The organism is Azospirillum aestuarii, from assembly GCF_016632405.1.
GTDB classification, from domain to species: Bacteria; Pseudomonadota; Alphaproteobacteria; order Azospirillales; family Azospirillaceae; genus Azospirillum; species Azospirillum aestuarii.
This window is the reverse complement of the sequence record NZ_JAEPIV010000001.1, coordinates 877,155-891,371: the sequence shown is the minus strand read 5'-3', so window position 1 is coordinate 891,371 and position 14,217 is coordinate 877,155. Positions and strand designations below refer to the sequence as shown.

The 14,217-nt window shown below is 68.6% G+C and carries 14 protein-coding genes; 12 read left to right on the top strand and 2 right to left on the bottom strand.

Going from position 1 to position 14,217, the window contains the following annotated elements; all coding sequences use genetic code 11:
* Window positions 1-98: 98 nt before the first annotated feature.
* The 9 genes from JJL56_RS04085 (at window position 99) to JJL56_RS04045 (ending at window position 8,560) form a co-directional block, all read left to right on the top strand.
* The gene (locus tag JJL56_RS04085; RefSeq protein WP_200484246.1) at window positions 99-1,886 is read left to right on the top strand and encodes an autotransporter domain-containing protein; all 1,788 of its coding nucleotides are present in this window, start codon (window positions 99-101) and stop codon (window positions 1,884-1,886) included.
* Window positions 1,887-2,015: 129 nt separating this feature from the next.
* On the top strand, window positions 2,016-2,843 hold the full coding sequence (locus JJL56_RS04080) for a universal stress protein (RefSeq protein ID WP_145623471.1): 828 nt from the start codon (window positions 2,016-2,018) through the stop codon (window positions 2,841-2,843).
* 93 nt (window positions 2,844-2,936) lie between these two features.
* Window positions 2,937-3,188: a hypothetical protein gene (locus JJL56_RS04075; RefSeq protein WP_014198724.1), complete on the top strand. Its 252-nt coding sequence runs from the start codon at window positions 2,937-2,939 to the stop codon at window positions 3,186-3,188.
* 167 nt (window positions 3,189-3,355) lie between these two features.
* The gene (locus JJL56_RS04070; RefSeq protein ID WP_145623472.1) at window positions 3,356-3,547 is read left to right on the top strand and encodes a DUF2934 domain-containing protein; all 192 of its coding nucleotides are present in this window, start codon (window positions 3,356-3,358) and stop codon (window positions 3,545-3,547) included.
* 33 nt (window positions 3,548-3,580) lie between these two features.
* On the top strand, window positions 3,581-3,988 hold the full coding sequence (locus tag JJL56_RS04065; RefSeq protein WP_200484245.1) for an Hsp20/alpha crystallin family protein: 408 nt from the start codon (window positions 3,581-3,583) through the stop codon (window positions 3,986-3,988).
* An 11-nt stretch (window positions 3,989-3,999) separates the two neighbouring features.
* Window positions 4,000-6,417 (top strand): endopeptidase La, encoded by a 2,418-nt coding sequence (lon, locus tag JJL56_RS04060; RefSeq protein ID WP_247890917.1) that lies wholly within the window; start codon window positions 4,000-4,002, stop codon window positions 6,415-6,417.
* Between the two features lie 91 nt (window positions 6,418-6,508).
* Window positions 6,509-7,384 (top strand): DUF2076 domain-containing protein, encoded by an 876-nt coding sequence (locus tag JJL56_RS04055; RefSeq protein WP_200484243.1) that lies wholly within the window; start codon window positions 6,509-6,511, stop codon window positions 7,382-7,384.
* A 159-nt stretch (window positions 7,385-7,543) separates the two neighbouring features.
* Entirely contained in the window at window positions 7,544-8,077 is a 534-nt protein-coding gene (locus JJL56_RS04050) for a MarR family transcriptional regulator (RefSeq protein WP_145623475.1), read from the top strand.
* 78 nt (window positions 8,078-8,155) lie between these two features.
* Window positions 8,156-8,560, top strand: a complete 405-nt coding sequence (locus JJL56_RS04045) for a NifB/NifX family molybdenum-iron cluster-binding protein (RefSeq protein ID WP_200484242.1) — start codon at window positions 8,156-8,158, stop codon at window positions 8,558-8,560.
* Window positions 8,561-8,564: 4 nt separating this feature from the next.
* Here the strand turns inward: JJL56_RS04045 and JJL56_RS04040 are convergent, their stop codons facing one another.
* Window positions 8,565-9,257, bottom strand: a complete 693-nt coding sequence (locus tag JJL56_RS04040; RefSeq protein ID WP_145623477.1) for a sensor histidine kinase — start codon at window positions 9,255-9,257, stop codon at window positions 8,565-8,567.
* 244 nt (window positions 9,258-9,501) lie between these two features.
* Here JJL56_RS04040 and JJL56_RS04035 point away from each other — a divergent pair, with 244 nt between their 5' ends.
* Window positions 9,502-10,524, top strand: a complete 1,023-nt coding sequence (locus tag JJL56_RS04035) for an esterase-like activity of phytase family protein (RefSeq protein ID WP_200484241.1) — start codon at window positions 9,502-9,504, stop codon at window positions 10,522-10,524.
* A gap of 59 nt (window positions 10,525-10,583) precedes the next feature.
* On the opposite strand, the gene JJL56_RS04030 is transcribed toward JJL56_RS04035, so the two are convergent.
* Window positions 10,584-11,174, bottom strand: coding sequence for a LabA-like NYN domain-containing protein (locus JJL56_RS04030; RefSeq protein ID WP_145623479.1), 591 nt, complete (start codon window positions 11,172-11,174; stop codon window positions 10,584-10,586).
* Between the two features lie 297 nt (window positions 11,175-11,471).
* Here JJL56_RS04030 and rpoZ point away from each other — a divergent pair, with 297 nt between their 5' ends.
* Window positions 11,472-11,918, top strand: coding sequence for a DNA-directed RNA polymerase subunit omega (rpoZ, locus tag JJL56_RS04025; protein WP_145623480.1), 447 nt, complete (start codon window positions 11,472-11,474; stop codon window positions 11,916-11,918).
* A gap of 105 nt (window positions 11,919-12,023) precedes the next feature.
* Window positions 12,024-14,195 (top strand): RelA/SpoT family protein, encoded by a 2,172-nt coding sequence (locus JJL56_RS04020; protein WP_200484240.1) that lies wholly within the window; start codon window positions 12,024-12,026, stop codon window positions 14,193-14,195.
* The last annotated feature ends 22 nt before the right edge of the window (window positions 14,196-14,217 follow it).

Below are 14,217 nucleotides of genomic sequence, written 5' to 3'. Positions count from 1 at the left end.
CCACCCCTGTTTTCCGGCTGTCCAGCGGGGGAGGTGACGCGGTGACGGGCAAAGCGATTCGTTTGGCGGGAATGCGTTTGGCGGCGGGAGCCGCGCTGATGGCGTCGGCGCCCGCCGGGGCGGTGCCGTTCGACCGGGTGTTCGTCTTCGGCGACAGCCTGTCCGACACCGGCCGTGTCTATGAGCTGACGCGCGGCGGCATTCCGCAGAGCCCGCCCTACTACGACGGGCGCTTCTCCAACGGCCCCGTCTGGGTCGAGCGGCTGGCGCCGCTGATCGGCAGCCAGCCCGACCAGAAGACCAACTTCGCCTATGGCGGCGCGGAAACCGGCACCCTGTCGCAGACCGGCGTTCCCGGCATCCAGGGGCAGGTCGGGCAGTTCCTGGTCAGCCGCCCCAGCGGCACCGGCGGCGGGCTGTTCGCCGTCTGGGCGGGCGGCAACGACTATTTCAACCGCGTCTCCGCCGGGTCGGACCCCGCGGGCCTCGTCACCCAGACGGTCGGCAACATCGTCACCACGGTGGAGCGTCTGGCGGCGCTCGGCGGAAGGACCTTCCTGGTGCCGAACCTGCCGGACCTCGGCACCATCCCCGACACCCGCAATTCCGACCGCGCCGCCCTGCTGAACGCCGTCACCGCCTCCCACAACACACTGCTGTCGCAGGCGATGGCCGACGTGGAGAAGCGGCTGGGAGTCACCGTGGTGGTGGCGGACGTCAACGCGCTGTACCGCGCGGTGGCGGCCAATCCGACGGCCTACGGCTTCACCAACACCGTGACGCCCTGCGTGTCGGACAATGCGCCGACCGGCGCCTGCGGGACCGAGGCGCAGGCCGACCAGACCGTATACTGGGACGAGATCCACCCGACCCGCGCCGCCCATCTGTTGATCGCGCAATACATGCAGGGCGCCCTGCTCGCCCTGAACGACGCGGCGGAGACGGTGGCGATGCAGCCGGAACTGGCCTTCGAGGCGACGCGGAGCTGGCACCGCGCGCTGCTCGGCTCCATCGCCGGTCCTGCCGCCACGCGGGTGGAGGCGCCGCTCGGCTCCGGCGAACTGAGGGCCTTCCTGATCGGCGACGCCGCCTGGGGCCGTCTCGGCGGCACGGCGGAGCGCCAGGGTTTCCGCTTCAACACCCAGTCAGGCGGCGTCGGCGCCGAACTGCCGGTCGGCCCGGCCTCGCGAGTCGGGCTGTCGGTCGGCGGGTCGCGCGGCCACGCCAAGCTGGACGAGGGGGCGGGCACGCTGGACATGACCAGCACCATCATCGGCCTGCACGCGGTGACCGAGGCGCAGGGCTTCCAGCTGGCCATGGCGGGCAGCGTCTCCTTCGACCGCTACGGCGACATCGACCGGATCACCGGCTTCGCGCCGTTCCCCAACGCCTCGGCGGAGACGGACGGGCGCACCTACGCCCTGTCGGTCGCCGGGGGCTACACGGCGCAGCTCGGGCCGGTGGCGCTGGGGCCGCGGCTGGGCCTGCGCTACATCCACACGCGCATCGACGGCTATCAGGAGAGCGGCGCCGGCCTGCTGTCGCTCGGCGTCGAGCGGCAGAGCGCCGAATCGCTGGAGAGCAGCGTGGGCGCCGAGGCCTCCACGGTCGTGGAGATCGGGCGGGCGATCCTCCAGCCCAGCCTGGGCATCGCCTGGGAGCACCAGTTCGCTGAGGACGCGCGCACCGTCACCGTCCGTCTGCCCGGCGGGGCCGCCAACAGCGTGAGCCCCAGCGGCGACGGTCGCGATTCCCTGGTGATCGGCGCCGGCCTGTCGGCCCAGCTCTGGCAGGCGGTCGGCGCCACGGTCGGCTACCGCGGCGAACTGTCGGGGGCGGACGGACATAACCACGCCTTCACCGCCCGCTTGCGGATGAGCTTCTGAGGAAACGCCTATTCCATCCTTCCGGAAGGCTTTTTCCTGCTGGCGTTGCGGCGCCGCAAGAGGAACAATCGGTGCCGGCGCGTCGCCCCCGGGCACGCCCGCCCGAACAAGAACAACGGGAGGAGTTTCATGGCCTACAAGCACATCCTCGTGCATCTCGATTCCGGCCCGCAGGTGGAAACCCGCCTCGACGCGGCCATCGCGCTGGCGAAGACCAGCGGCGCCTTCCTGCGCGGCCTGTTCGCCCAGCCCGACCGCAGCGCCACCAGCGTCATCGCCCGCCGCTCCAGCGACCATCTGGAGCAGGCCGCCGCCCGCAGCGAGGCGATGTTCCGCGACAAGCTGCAGGCGTCGGGCCTGCAAGGCCAGTGGCACGGCCTGACCCATGGCGAGCACAACCACGTCATCCGCGAGGTGATCATCTGGTCGCGCTTCGCCGACCTGACGGTGCTCGGCCAGTTCGACCGCAGCGCCGCCGCCGATGGCGTGGCGCCGGAGGAGCTGAACGAGCAGGTGGTGCTGAATTCGGGCCGGCCGGTGCTGGTGCTGCCCTTCGCGGGGACCTTCCCGGTGATCGGCAAGCGCGTCGCCGTCGCCTGGAACGCCGAGCGCGAGGCCGCCCGCGCCCTGTCCGATGCCATGCCCTTCCTCCAGGCTGCCGACGAGGTCACGGTCATCACCGTGCTCACCCAGGCCGCCCCGCCCGCTGGGACGGAGCCGCAGCGCATCGGCCTGCTCGACCATCTGGCGCTTCACGGCGTGACGGCCGACCAGACGCATTTCACGGTGACCGACATCGGCGCCATGGACGCGCTCCTGGCCCGCAGCATCGATTCCGGGGCCGATCTGCTGGTGATGGGCGCGCACGGCCATTACGGCTTCCCCTTCCTGCACCGCGGCGGCGGAACGCGCCATGTCCTGCGCACCTGCCCGGTGCCGCTGCTGCTGTCCCACTGACGCCGTCCGGTTGACGGAAACAGGCGGCGGGCTTTCCTCCGCCGTGCCGGGCGGCCATGTAGAGGCTGTCCCGGCACCGGCTGGAGAGCGTGCATGTCCTGGCTCCGCGTTTTCCTGATCGCCTGTCCCGTCATCGTTCTGGCGGCGCTGTTCGCCGCCTGGGCGGCGACGGGCTTCGACCTGTTCGGCCTCAGTCTGCCGGGCCTGCTCGCCCTGGTCGGCGGCGCCGTGCTGACCAGCGCCGTCGCCATCGGGCTGATGGCCCTGGTCTTCCTCAGCAACCGCAGCGGCCACGACGAGGCGGCGGGCCGCCCCGATCCCACGGACGGGCCGGACCGGCTCTAAAGCCCCGACATCGAAAGGGGCCATTTGCCCGTTCTTCCGTCTGATGTCCGCAAGGTCGGCGGAACGCCTGCAACTCCCCGCCGTTGGTGAAAGGACGAAGGAGCCCCGGCTCTTGCGGCCGGATCGGCCGTGCCTGCGGCCGGGACGGGAAGGAGGGGAACGCCGCGATGGACGAACACCGCATCCGCCACCGTGCCTATGAGATCTGGGAGCAGGAGGGGCGCCCCGAAGGCCGTCGCGCCGAGCATTGGGAGCGGGCCTGCCGCGAACTCCGGGAGGAGGACGAGCGGGCGAAGGAGGACGTCCCCGAACCGCGCGACCCCGCCCGCGCTTCAGCGGATACCGGCGCGGGCATCTGACGTCCATCACACCCTTTCCTCCAAGGAGACGCCATGCCGCCCCGCCGTGATCCCGCGTCCTTCATGTGGTCGGAGGCCGTCGAGCTGCTGGACCGTGCCGAGCGGCTGCACCGCCAGTTCTTCCGCCCGGCCCCGCCCGGTCCGCGCCGCGCCTGCTGGATTCCGCCCATCGATGTCTATGAGACGGAGGACGCGGTGACCATCGTGGTCGCCCTTCCCGGCGTCGGCGCGGACCAGCTTCACGTCGCCGTCGAGGACGGCGTTCTGGTGGTTGCCGGCGAGCGGACCCTGCCGTTGGGCTGCGACGGGATCATCCACCGGCTGGAGATTCCCCACGGCCGCTTCGAGCGGCGGATCGAGCTGCCCGCCGGGGCCTTCCGCATGGGACGGCGCGAGCTGTCGGCGGGCTGCCTCGTGCTGACGCTCGACAAGATGGGATGAAGGACGTTCGAATGACTGATGAGCACGCTGCCGAAGAGACGCCGACTCCCCAGACGCCATCCGCCTCGCCGCCCGCCTCCGGGTTGCCGGAGGATGTGATCCCGGTCATCCCGGTGCGGAACCTCGTGCAGTTTCCGGGGGTGGTGCTGCCGGTCACCGTCGGGCGGGCGCGCTCGGTCGCCGCGGCGCAGGAGGCGGCCCGCACCGAACGGCCGGTCGGCATCCTGCTTCAGCGCGACGAGGCGGTGGAGGACCCGACCGGCGCCGACATGCACCGCGTCGGCACGACCGCCACGATCCTGCGCTACGTCACCACGCCCGACGGCTCGCACCATCTGGTGTGCCAGGGGCAGCAGCGCTTCCGCATCGTCGAGTGGGTGCCGGGCCATCCCTTCATGGCCGCCCGCGTCGAGATGGTGGAGGAAAGCGACACCGCCACGCCGGAAGTCATGGCCCGCTTCCTGAACCTGCGCAACGAGGCGGTGGAGGCGCTGCAACTGCTGCCCCAGGCCCCACAGGAACTGCTGGCCGCCGTGCAGGCGATCGAAAGCCCCGGCGAACTGGCCGACATGACGGCCAGCTACATGGACCTGAAGCCTGCCGAGAAGCAGGAGGTGCTGGAAACCGTGGATCTGCCGGAGCGGCTCGACAAGGTTGGCGGCCTGCTCGCCCGGCGGATCGAGGTGCTGCGGCTGTCGCGCGACCTCCGCGAGCGCACCCGCGAGGCTATGGACGAGCGGCAGCGCGAGTATCTGCTGCGCGAGCAGCTGCGCGCCATCCAGAAGGAGCTGGGCGAGGCCGACGAGGGCCGTCAGGCCGAGATCGGCGAGCTTCAGGACGCCATCGCCAAGGCCGGCATGCCGCCCGACGTCCGCGAGCACGCCGAGAAGGAGCTGCGCCGGCTGGAGCGCATGCCGGAGGCGGCGGCGGAATATTCGATGGTGCGCAGCTACCTGGACTGGCTGATCGAGATGCCGTGGGACCGCCGGTCGGAATCCCGTATCGACATCGCCGAGGCCCGCCGCATCCTCGACGAGGACCATTACGGGCTGGAGAAGGTCAAGCGCCGCATCCTGGAGTTCCTGGCGGTGCTCAAGCTGAACCCGGAGGGGCGCAGCCCCATACTCTGCTTCGTCGGTCCGCCGGGGGTGGGCAAGACCTCGCTCGGCCAGAGTATCGCGCGGGCGACCGGACGGGCCTTCGCCCGCGTCTCGCTGGGCGGCGTCCATGACGAGAGCGAGATCCGCGGCCACCGCCGCACCTATGTCGGCGCGCTTCCCGGTACCATCGTCCAGGCCATCCGCAGGGCCGGGACGCGCGACTGCGTGCTGATGCTGGACGAGATGGACAAGCTGGGGCAGGGCTTCCACGGCGATCCGTCGGCCGCCCTGCTGGAGGTGCTGGACCCGGAGCAGAACGCGACCTTCCGCGACCATTACCTGGGCGTGCCCTTCGACCTGTCGAAGGTGATGTTCATCGCCACCGGCAACATGCTCGACACCATCCCCGGCCCGCTGCGCGACCGCATGGAGGTGATCGAGCTGTCCGGCTATACCGAGGACGAGAAGCTGGAGATCGCCAAGCGCTACCTGCTGGCCCGCCAACTGGCCGCCAACGGTCTGACGGCGGGCCAACTGGTGATCCCCGACGACACGCTGCGAGCGATCATCCGCGACCACACGCGGGAGGCCGGAAACCGCCAACTGGAACGGCTGATCGGCGCGGTCGGACGCTACGCCGCCGTCCGCATCGCCGAGGGCGAGGTGGAGCGGATGCGGGTCGAGCCGGCGGACCTGACGGCGATCCTGGGGCCGCCGCGATTCGAGAACGACGTGGCGATGCGCACCAGCGTGCCCGGCGTGGCGACCGGCCTTGCCTGGACCCCGGTCGGCGGCGACATCCTGTTCATCGAGGCCAGCCGCTTTTCCGGCTCGGGACGGCTGATCCTGACCGGCCAGCTGGGCGAGGTGATGAAGGAGAGCGCGCAGGCCGCCCTCAGCCTCGTCAAGTCGCGGGTGAAGGACCTCGGCCTCGACCCGGAGGGGCTGGATCGCTTCGACATCCACATCCACGTCCCGGCGGGGGCCATTCCGAAGGACGGGCCGTCCGCCGGGGTGGCGATCTTCACGGCCCTGGTGTCGCTGCTGTCCGGGCGCTGCATCCGTTCCGACACGGCCATGACCGGGGAGATCAGCCTGCGCGGGCTGGTCCTGCCGGTCGGCGGCATCCGCGAGAAGGTGGTGGCCGCCCAGCGCGCCGGGCTGAAGACGGTGATGCTGCCCGCCCGCAACCGCAAGGATTTCGACGACATTCCCGCGGCGGTTCGCGAGCGGCTGAGCTTCGTCTGGCTGGAACGGGTCGACGACGCCGTCCGCGCGGCCCTGGTGTCGGAGCCCTCCGCGGAGGCGGCGGAGCGCAAGGCCGGGTAGCGTCTCCGCCGGGGCCGGGACCCTTGCGGACCGGGGGTGCGGTGCGCCACATGAAAGGCGCGCCCGCTTGGAGCGCGCACAGGAGACGACCATGACGCCCGAGGAACGCACCCTCCTTTCCGATCTGTTCACGCACCTGCGCGAGGTGGAGAACCAGCCCCGCGATCCGGAGGCGGAACGCTTCATCCAGCAGATGATCCAGGGCCAGCCCGCCGCCGCCTACTACATGGCGCAGTCGGTCCTGGTGCAGCAGCAGGCGCTGACCGCCGCCCAGCAGCGCATCGAGGATCTGGAGCGGCAGGTGAGGGAGGCGCAGGCCCGCGCCCAGCAGGCCCAGCAGGCCCAGCCGCAGCCGTCCGGAGGCAGCTTCCTGTCCAACGCGCTCGGGCTGGGGCGCAGCCCGTGGGCCGGCGGGGGCAACCGCCCGGCGGAACAACAGCCCGCTCCGCTTCCCCAGTCTCCCCAGGGGCCGGCCTACAACCCCATGCAGCCGCCGATGCCGTCTCCAATGCAGGCCCCCGCGGCGCCGTCGCGCAACCCGTGGGGCGCCGCTCCGCAAGGCGGTGGGCAACCTGGCTATGGTCAGCCCCCCTATCCGCCTCAGCCCGGTTACGCACCGCAGCCCGGCTTCGCCCCGCAGGGCTACGCGCCGCGCGGCGGCGGGTTCCTGAGCGGAGCGGCCCAGACCGCGGCGGGTGTCGCCGGTGGCATGCTGGCGGCCAGCGCCATCTCCTCGATGCTCAGCCACTCGCCGGGACCGTTCGGCGAGGCCGCCGGGGCGGCGGGGCAGACGGCCAGCCATGGCGAGACGACCATCAACAATTACTACGGCAACTCCGCCGACCAAGCCGCGGACCAGGGCTTCCCGCCGGAGGACAACAACCTCCAGAACGTCGATTATAAGACCGATGATTCCTCGTTCGATGACGGCGGCGGCGATTCTGGCGGAGACGACAGCTGGATCTGACCTTATCCAGTCCTTTGCGGAAGGCGCGCCAACCTTTTGGAAAGGTCCGGTGCGCCTTCACGCCGCCATCACAGTTAATATAAATTAAACAGTTAGGTCCCTACGGTGCGTTGGGCAAGGCAGGCCGTACTCCCCGATCCCCACGCAGACCCGAGGCCCATGACGACGCTCGTTCAGCCCCAGCCGACCGAAGACGCCGAGCGCAGCGACGCTGAGCGCAAGGCCTCCGCGACCCAGATGTACCATGAGGTGGCGCGGATCATCGAACGGATGCACCGCCGGTTCCTCGACGTTCTGCGAATCGAGCTGTCCCGGATCGGCATCGACGACATCAGCCCGGTGCAGGTCATGATGCTGTTGAACATCTCCAACGGCGAGATCAGCGTGCGCGACCTGATCGAGCGCGGCTACTACCTCGGCTCCAACGCCTCCTACAACCTGAAGCAGCTGGTGGACAGCGGCTATGTGGACCGCTCCGCCTCGCCGCGCGACAAGCGCGCCGCCCGGCTGAAGCTGTCGGCAAGGGGGCTGGAGTTGTGCGAGCGGTTGCGCCACATGGCCTCGGTCCATTCCGACGGCCTGATCCGCAGCGACGGCGACAGCCAGGACTTCGAGGTCACCTACCGTACGCTGCGCCGTCTGGAGCGCAAATGGACAGACGTCATCCGCTCTGACGAAACGGAAATCCTGTAACGCGCATTGACCTCCCTCAGTGTGCGCGGCGGTTGGCCGTGCCACGGTAAGGCCGCTGAGCCTTTAGGGGGATGTGGGATGAAGTTCGCCATCGGCACCCAGGATTACCGCAGCATCGCCACACATGGCGGCCGCACCCGCCGCTTCCTGGTCTTCGAGGCCGAGGCGGGCGGCGACCCCGTGGAGCTCGGGCGGATCGATCTGGCGGAGGACGAGGTGCTCCACCTCGCCGGCGATGGGCGCCCGCATCCCATCGACTCGGTGCGGGTGGTCATCACCGGCTCCTCCGGCCAGGGATTCATCGATCACATGAAGCGCCGCGGCATCGAGCCGGTGACCACGCTGGAAACCGACCCGGTGCAGGCGATCCGCGATTACTTCGCGGGCACCGTCAAGACGGCTCCTCCGCCCGAGCATCCGCACGACCATCACGATCACGGCCCCGAGGACGCCCCGCAGGAGTGTCACGGGGCGTCCGCCTGAGTCGTCAGACGGGAAAAGACACGCTGGCGGTCGTTCCGGCGGCGTCGCTTTCCGTGTTCAGCGTGTCGCCGAGCTGGGCGGCCAGCGCTTCGGCCAGCATCAGCCCGTCCTCCGCCGTCGTGTCGAAGCCGGCGGGCAGGGCGCGCCCGTTGTCCTCGACGATCAGGCGGGCACGCCCATTGTGCTCCTGCGTTACCGACACGCGAATCCAGCCCTGCTCCGGATAGGCGTGGTGCAGGCTGTTGGTGATCAGCTCTGCGGTGATCAGGCCCAGCGGCATGGCCTCGTACAGGCCGATCTGGATGGGATCGCTCTTCACCTCGATGGGCACGTTGGCGAGGCCGCCGGGGGTCCCGTGCTTCACCGCGTCGGCAAGGGATTCGATGTAGCGGCCCAAATTCACGTGGGTGCCGGTGCCCGATTCGTGGAGGTGGCGATAGAGGATCGCCAGCGCTTCGATGCGGACCAGCGTCTGTTCGTAGGCGGCGCGGGCGTCCGGGTCGCGGATGCGGCCCGTTTGCAGTTTCAGCAGGCTGATGACCAGCTGAAGGCTGTTCTTGGCCCGGTGCTGAAGCTCGCGCAGTTCGGCCTCCAACTCGCGGATGCGTTCCGCGATTGGGTCCTCCGGCGCTCCCGAACCGGTGGCGGGGCGATCAGCAGGCAGGGCGACCGGCTGGGACCGGAGGGGATTGGGCATCACGCGATTCTCGGCTGAAGCTGGGCAATGTTTTCCTTAGGTACAGAACAATTTATGCGCTTGAACCCTCTCCCGAATTGGTTCTGAGGAAGTAACCCTCTGCGCATATCCAATTCGTTCGTTCACGTTCGGACGGAGGGGGAGGGCTTATGAGCCGGGCGGACGAAGGGTTGGAATCGCGGGCAGGCGGGGCAAGCCGGAAAATGCGTTCCCCTGGCCGCCCCGTCGTGGCATGAGTGCCGCCATGCGTTTGAGAACCCTGGTGATTCCCTTCTGTGCCCTGCTGGCCGTGGCCGGCGGCTGCGCCGCGGTGGCCGGAAACGGCGGGCCGGTCAGATCTTCCCTTCCGATTGCGCTGGACCCGGACCGTCCCGCTCTTGCGGAGGTGGGGGCTCTGCGATTTCGTGGCGCCCTCCGTCTGCCCGGTGGAGCGGGTGTGGGAGGCTTGTCCGGCCTTTGGGTCAGCGACTCGGGTGATCGTTTCGTCGCGGTCTCCGACAACGGGAGGAGCGTCACGGGACGGCTGTCCTATGACGCCCAGGGGCATCTGACCGGTGCCGGACGCTACGATGTCCACCCCCTGGTCATCGACAAGGCCCCGGATTACCGTGGCCGGCTCAATGACTCGGAGGACCTCGTCCGCCTGCCGGACGGAGGTTGGCTGGCGCCGTTCGAGCGCAACCACCGCATCCTGCGCTACGGCGGCTCCGACCGGCCCGAGGGAACGCCGCGGAAGCTTCCGACGCCGCCCGGCCTGGAGGAGGCTCCATCGAACGGTGGAATCGAGGCGCTGGCCGCGCTGCCGGATGGCCGCATCCTGGCCATCGAGGAGGGGGATGACGACGGGGTCCGGGAGCGCAGCGCCTGGATCGCTTCCGCCGAGCTGAAAACACGGGGAGACTGGCAACCGCTGACCTACCGCGCGGCGCCGCGGTTCCGCCCCACGGCGGCGGCGGCTCTGTCCGACGGCGGGGTGCTGGTGCTGGAGCGGCGGGTGTCGCTGCTGGGCGGATGGGCGGCGCGCATCGTCCATGTGCCGGCGGATTCGCTGCGCGGCGGCGCAACGATGGATGGCGTCGAACTGGCGCGGCTGGAGCCGCCTTTGCTGACCGATAATTTCGAAGGAATGGCGGTGCGGTCCGGCCCGGACGGCGACACGCTGCTCTACATCGTTTCCGACGACAACCGCAGTCCGCTGCAGCGGACCTATCTGATGATGTTCCGGCTTCCGGCCGGCGCCCTGAAACCCACCATTGCGGGGCGCTGACCGGAAAGCGCGCCCCGCGGTGAGCGATATCGCTCAAAAGTTGCTGTAAGCGGTACCGCTCAGAAGTTGGCGTAGGGACCGCCCTGGCCGGGCATGTCCGGCACGCCCGGAGCACCTGGAGCGCCCGGATTCCCCATCGATTCGCGGTGGTGATGGACGCGGGCGATGCTGGGGGCGAGATCCTGAAGCTCGATGAAGTTGTCGGCCTGACGGCGCAACTCGTCGGCGACCATCGGCGGCTGGGAGCGCACGGTGCTGATGACGCTGACCCGCACGCCCTTGCGTTGCACCGCCTCGACCAGCCGGCGGAAATCGCCGTCGCCGGAGAAGAGCAGGATGTGGTCGACGCGCTCGGCCATCTCCATCACGTCGATGGCCAGCTCTATGTCCATGTTGCCCTTGATCTTGCGCCGACCCGAGGCGTCCGTGAACTCCTTGGTCGGCTTGGTCACCATGGTGTAGCCGTTGTAATCCAGCCAATCGACCAGCGGACGGATCGGCGAATATTCCTGATCCTCCACCAACGCGGTGTAATAGAAGGCGCGCACCAGCCGTCCCTCGGAGGCGAAGCCGTCGCGAAGACGCTTATAGTCGATATCGAAGCCTAGGGACCGGGCGGCTGCGTACAAATTGGCGCCGTCGATAAACATCGCCAGACGCTCTTCCTTATAAAAGAGCTTCGTAACATCTTTCGGCAAAGTCGTATTCCGATCCAATTCCGTAATCCTTCCACGATGGATTGAATTATATGTCAGGCATACGCGAAATTGCGATTCACCAGATAAGTAAAGTAGGGGGTCGTCTTCGCGCGAGCAAGGGGGAGCGCGGGCATGGGCGCGCCGCGGGCGGGGTACGGCGGGCGGAGCCGACAAGGCTCGAAGCGCTTGCGCAGGCGCGAACGCATCAATATATTCGGATGCCTTCGCAGATCCCGGAGTTGGTTTGGTATGGCTCGCGTTACCGTCGAAGATTGCGTCCTCAAGGTTCCGAACCGGTTTGAACTGGTTATGATGGCGGCCCAGCGCGCGCGAGAGATCGCGTCCGGTGCCCCGCTGTCGATCGATCGCGACAACGACAAGAATCCGGTCGTTGCCCTGCGCGAGATCGCCGATGAGACGGTGATGCTGGATCATCTGAAGAACGCCCTGATCAAGGGCCACCAGAAGCACGTCGAGCCCGACGAGCCCGAGGAGGAGATCGTCGAGCTGATGGCCGGCGAACACGACTGGGCCGCCCGTGGCGACACGTCGCTGGAGGACGAGGACGGGATGAGCGAGGCGGAAGAGGTCGGCGAAGGCGACGACCTGCTGTCCGATATGGAGAGCGACCCGGCGGCGGCCTTCGGCGACACCGAGGACGACGTCGTCGGCCGCGATGCCGACGGGGATCTCTGACGCTGACCGACAGCGACCGGCTGTGGGGGCCGACGGCCCCCCTTTCCGTCGACCAACCAATCGTTTGCGAAACTTCATGGCGCACGCTGCGCCGGGTCGGGTGCCATGATCCGGCAATATGAGCTTGTCGAACGCGTCAAGGCGTACGACCCCTCGGCGGACGAGGAGTTGCTCAACCGCGCCTACGTCTTTTCCATGAAGGCGCACGGCTCGCAGACCCGCGCCTCGGGCGATCCCTATTTCCTCCACCCGCTGGAAGTCGCCGGCATCCTGACCCAGCTCAAGCTGGACGCCGGGACCATCGCGACGGCGCTGCTGCACGACACGGTCGAAGACACGGTCGCCACGCTGGAGGACATCGAGAAGCATTTCGGCAAGGAGATCGCCCGTCTGGTCGACGGCGTGACCAAGCTGTCGCGCCTGGAACTGCACAGCGAGCAGGCCAAGCAGGCCGAGAATTTCCGCAAGCTGGTGCTGGCGATGTCGGAGGACATCCGCGTCCTCCTGGTCAAGCTGGCCGACCGGCTGCACAACATGCGCACGCTGTTCCATCTGAAGAACCCGGACAAGCGCAAGCGCATCGCCCGCGAAACCATCGAGATCTACGCCCCCCTGGCCGAGCGCATCGGCATGCATCAGGTCAAGGACGAGCTGGAGGATCTTTCCTTCGCGGAGCTGAATCCGGACGCCCGCGACAGCATCCTCGCCCAGCTCTCCCGCCTGCGGACAGAGGGCGAGAACCGGGTCCAGCGGATCATCCAGGAACTCCGCGGCACGCTGGCGGAGGAGGGGCTGCCCAACGCCGGGGTCACTGGGCGCGAGAAGACCGCCTATTCGATCTGGCGCAAGCTGCAGCGCAAGAATGTCAGCTTCGAGCAGCTGTCGGACATCATGGCCTTCCGGATCATGGTGGACACGGTGCCGGAATGCTATCAGGCGCTGGGCGTCATCCACGCCCACTACCCGGTCGTTCCGGGGCGCTTCAAGGACTACATCTCGACGCCCAAGCCCAACGGCTACCGCTCGCTCCACACCGGGGTGATCGGTCCGGAGCGCAACCGGATCGAGGTGCAGATCCGCACCAGCGACATGCACGAGATCTGCGAACTCGGCGTCGCCGCCCACTGGGCCTACAAGCAGGGCGAGCCGCGCACCCAGCAGGGGCGCGAGTACCGCTGGCTTCGCGAGCTTCTGGACATTCTGGAGCACGCCCAGAAGCCCGAGGAGTTCCTGGAGCACACCAAGCTGGAGCTGTTTCAGGACCAGGTCTTCTGCTTCACGCCCAAGGGCGACCTGATCGCGCTGCCGCGCGGGGCGACCCCGGTTGACTTCGCCTACGCCGTCCATTCGGAGGTCGGCGACCATTGCGTCGGCGCCAAGATCAACGCGCGGATGCTGCCGCTGCGCACGCAGCTGCAGAACGGCGATCAGGTCGACATCATCACGTCCAAGGCCCAGACCCCGGTTCCGGGCTGGGAACGCTTCGTCGTCACCGGCAAGGCGCGGGCGCGCATCCGCAAATTCCTGCGCACCCAGCAGCGCACCCAGTACATCGAGCTGGGCCGCGCCATCCTGCAGCGCCAGTTCAAGTCCGAAGGCTACGAGTTCTCGGAAAAGGCGCTGGAAGGCGTCGTCAAGATCTTCCAGCAGCCGAGCGCCGACGACCTGCTGGCCAGCGTCGGGTCGGGCCTGCATTCGGGCCGCGAGGTCTTCCACGCCGTCTTCCCCGGCCACAAGCCGCATGTGGCGACGACCAAGGAAGGCGACGACAAGAACGCCATCACGGTGCCGAAGCCCAAGCCGAAGGCGAAGGGCAACAACGCGCCGCTGCCGATCCGCGGCCTGATCCCCGGCATGGCGGTCCATTACGCCCGTTGCTGCCACCCGCTGCCGGGCGACCGCATCGTCGGCATCGTGACCACCGGGAAGGGCGTGACCATCCACACCATCGACTGCGAGACGCTGGAGAGCTTCCACGAGTCGCCGGAGCGCTGGATCGACGTCGCCTGGGACATCGGGCCGGACAGCCCGGAGGAGCATGTCGGGCGCATCTCGCTGGTGGTCAACAACGAGCCGGGCTCGCTCGGCACGCTGTCCACGGTCATCGGCAAGAACGGCGGCAACATCACGAACCTGAAGATCACCAGCCGCAACACCGACTTCTTCGAGCTGCTGATCGACATCGACGTGAAGGACGCCAAGCATCTGACCAACATCATGGCGGCCCTGCGCGCCACCCCCGCCATCAACGCGGTGGAGCGGGCGCGGGGGCGGTGAGCCTGTCCGTCAGGAGCGAGGG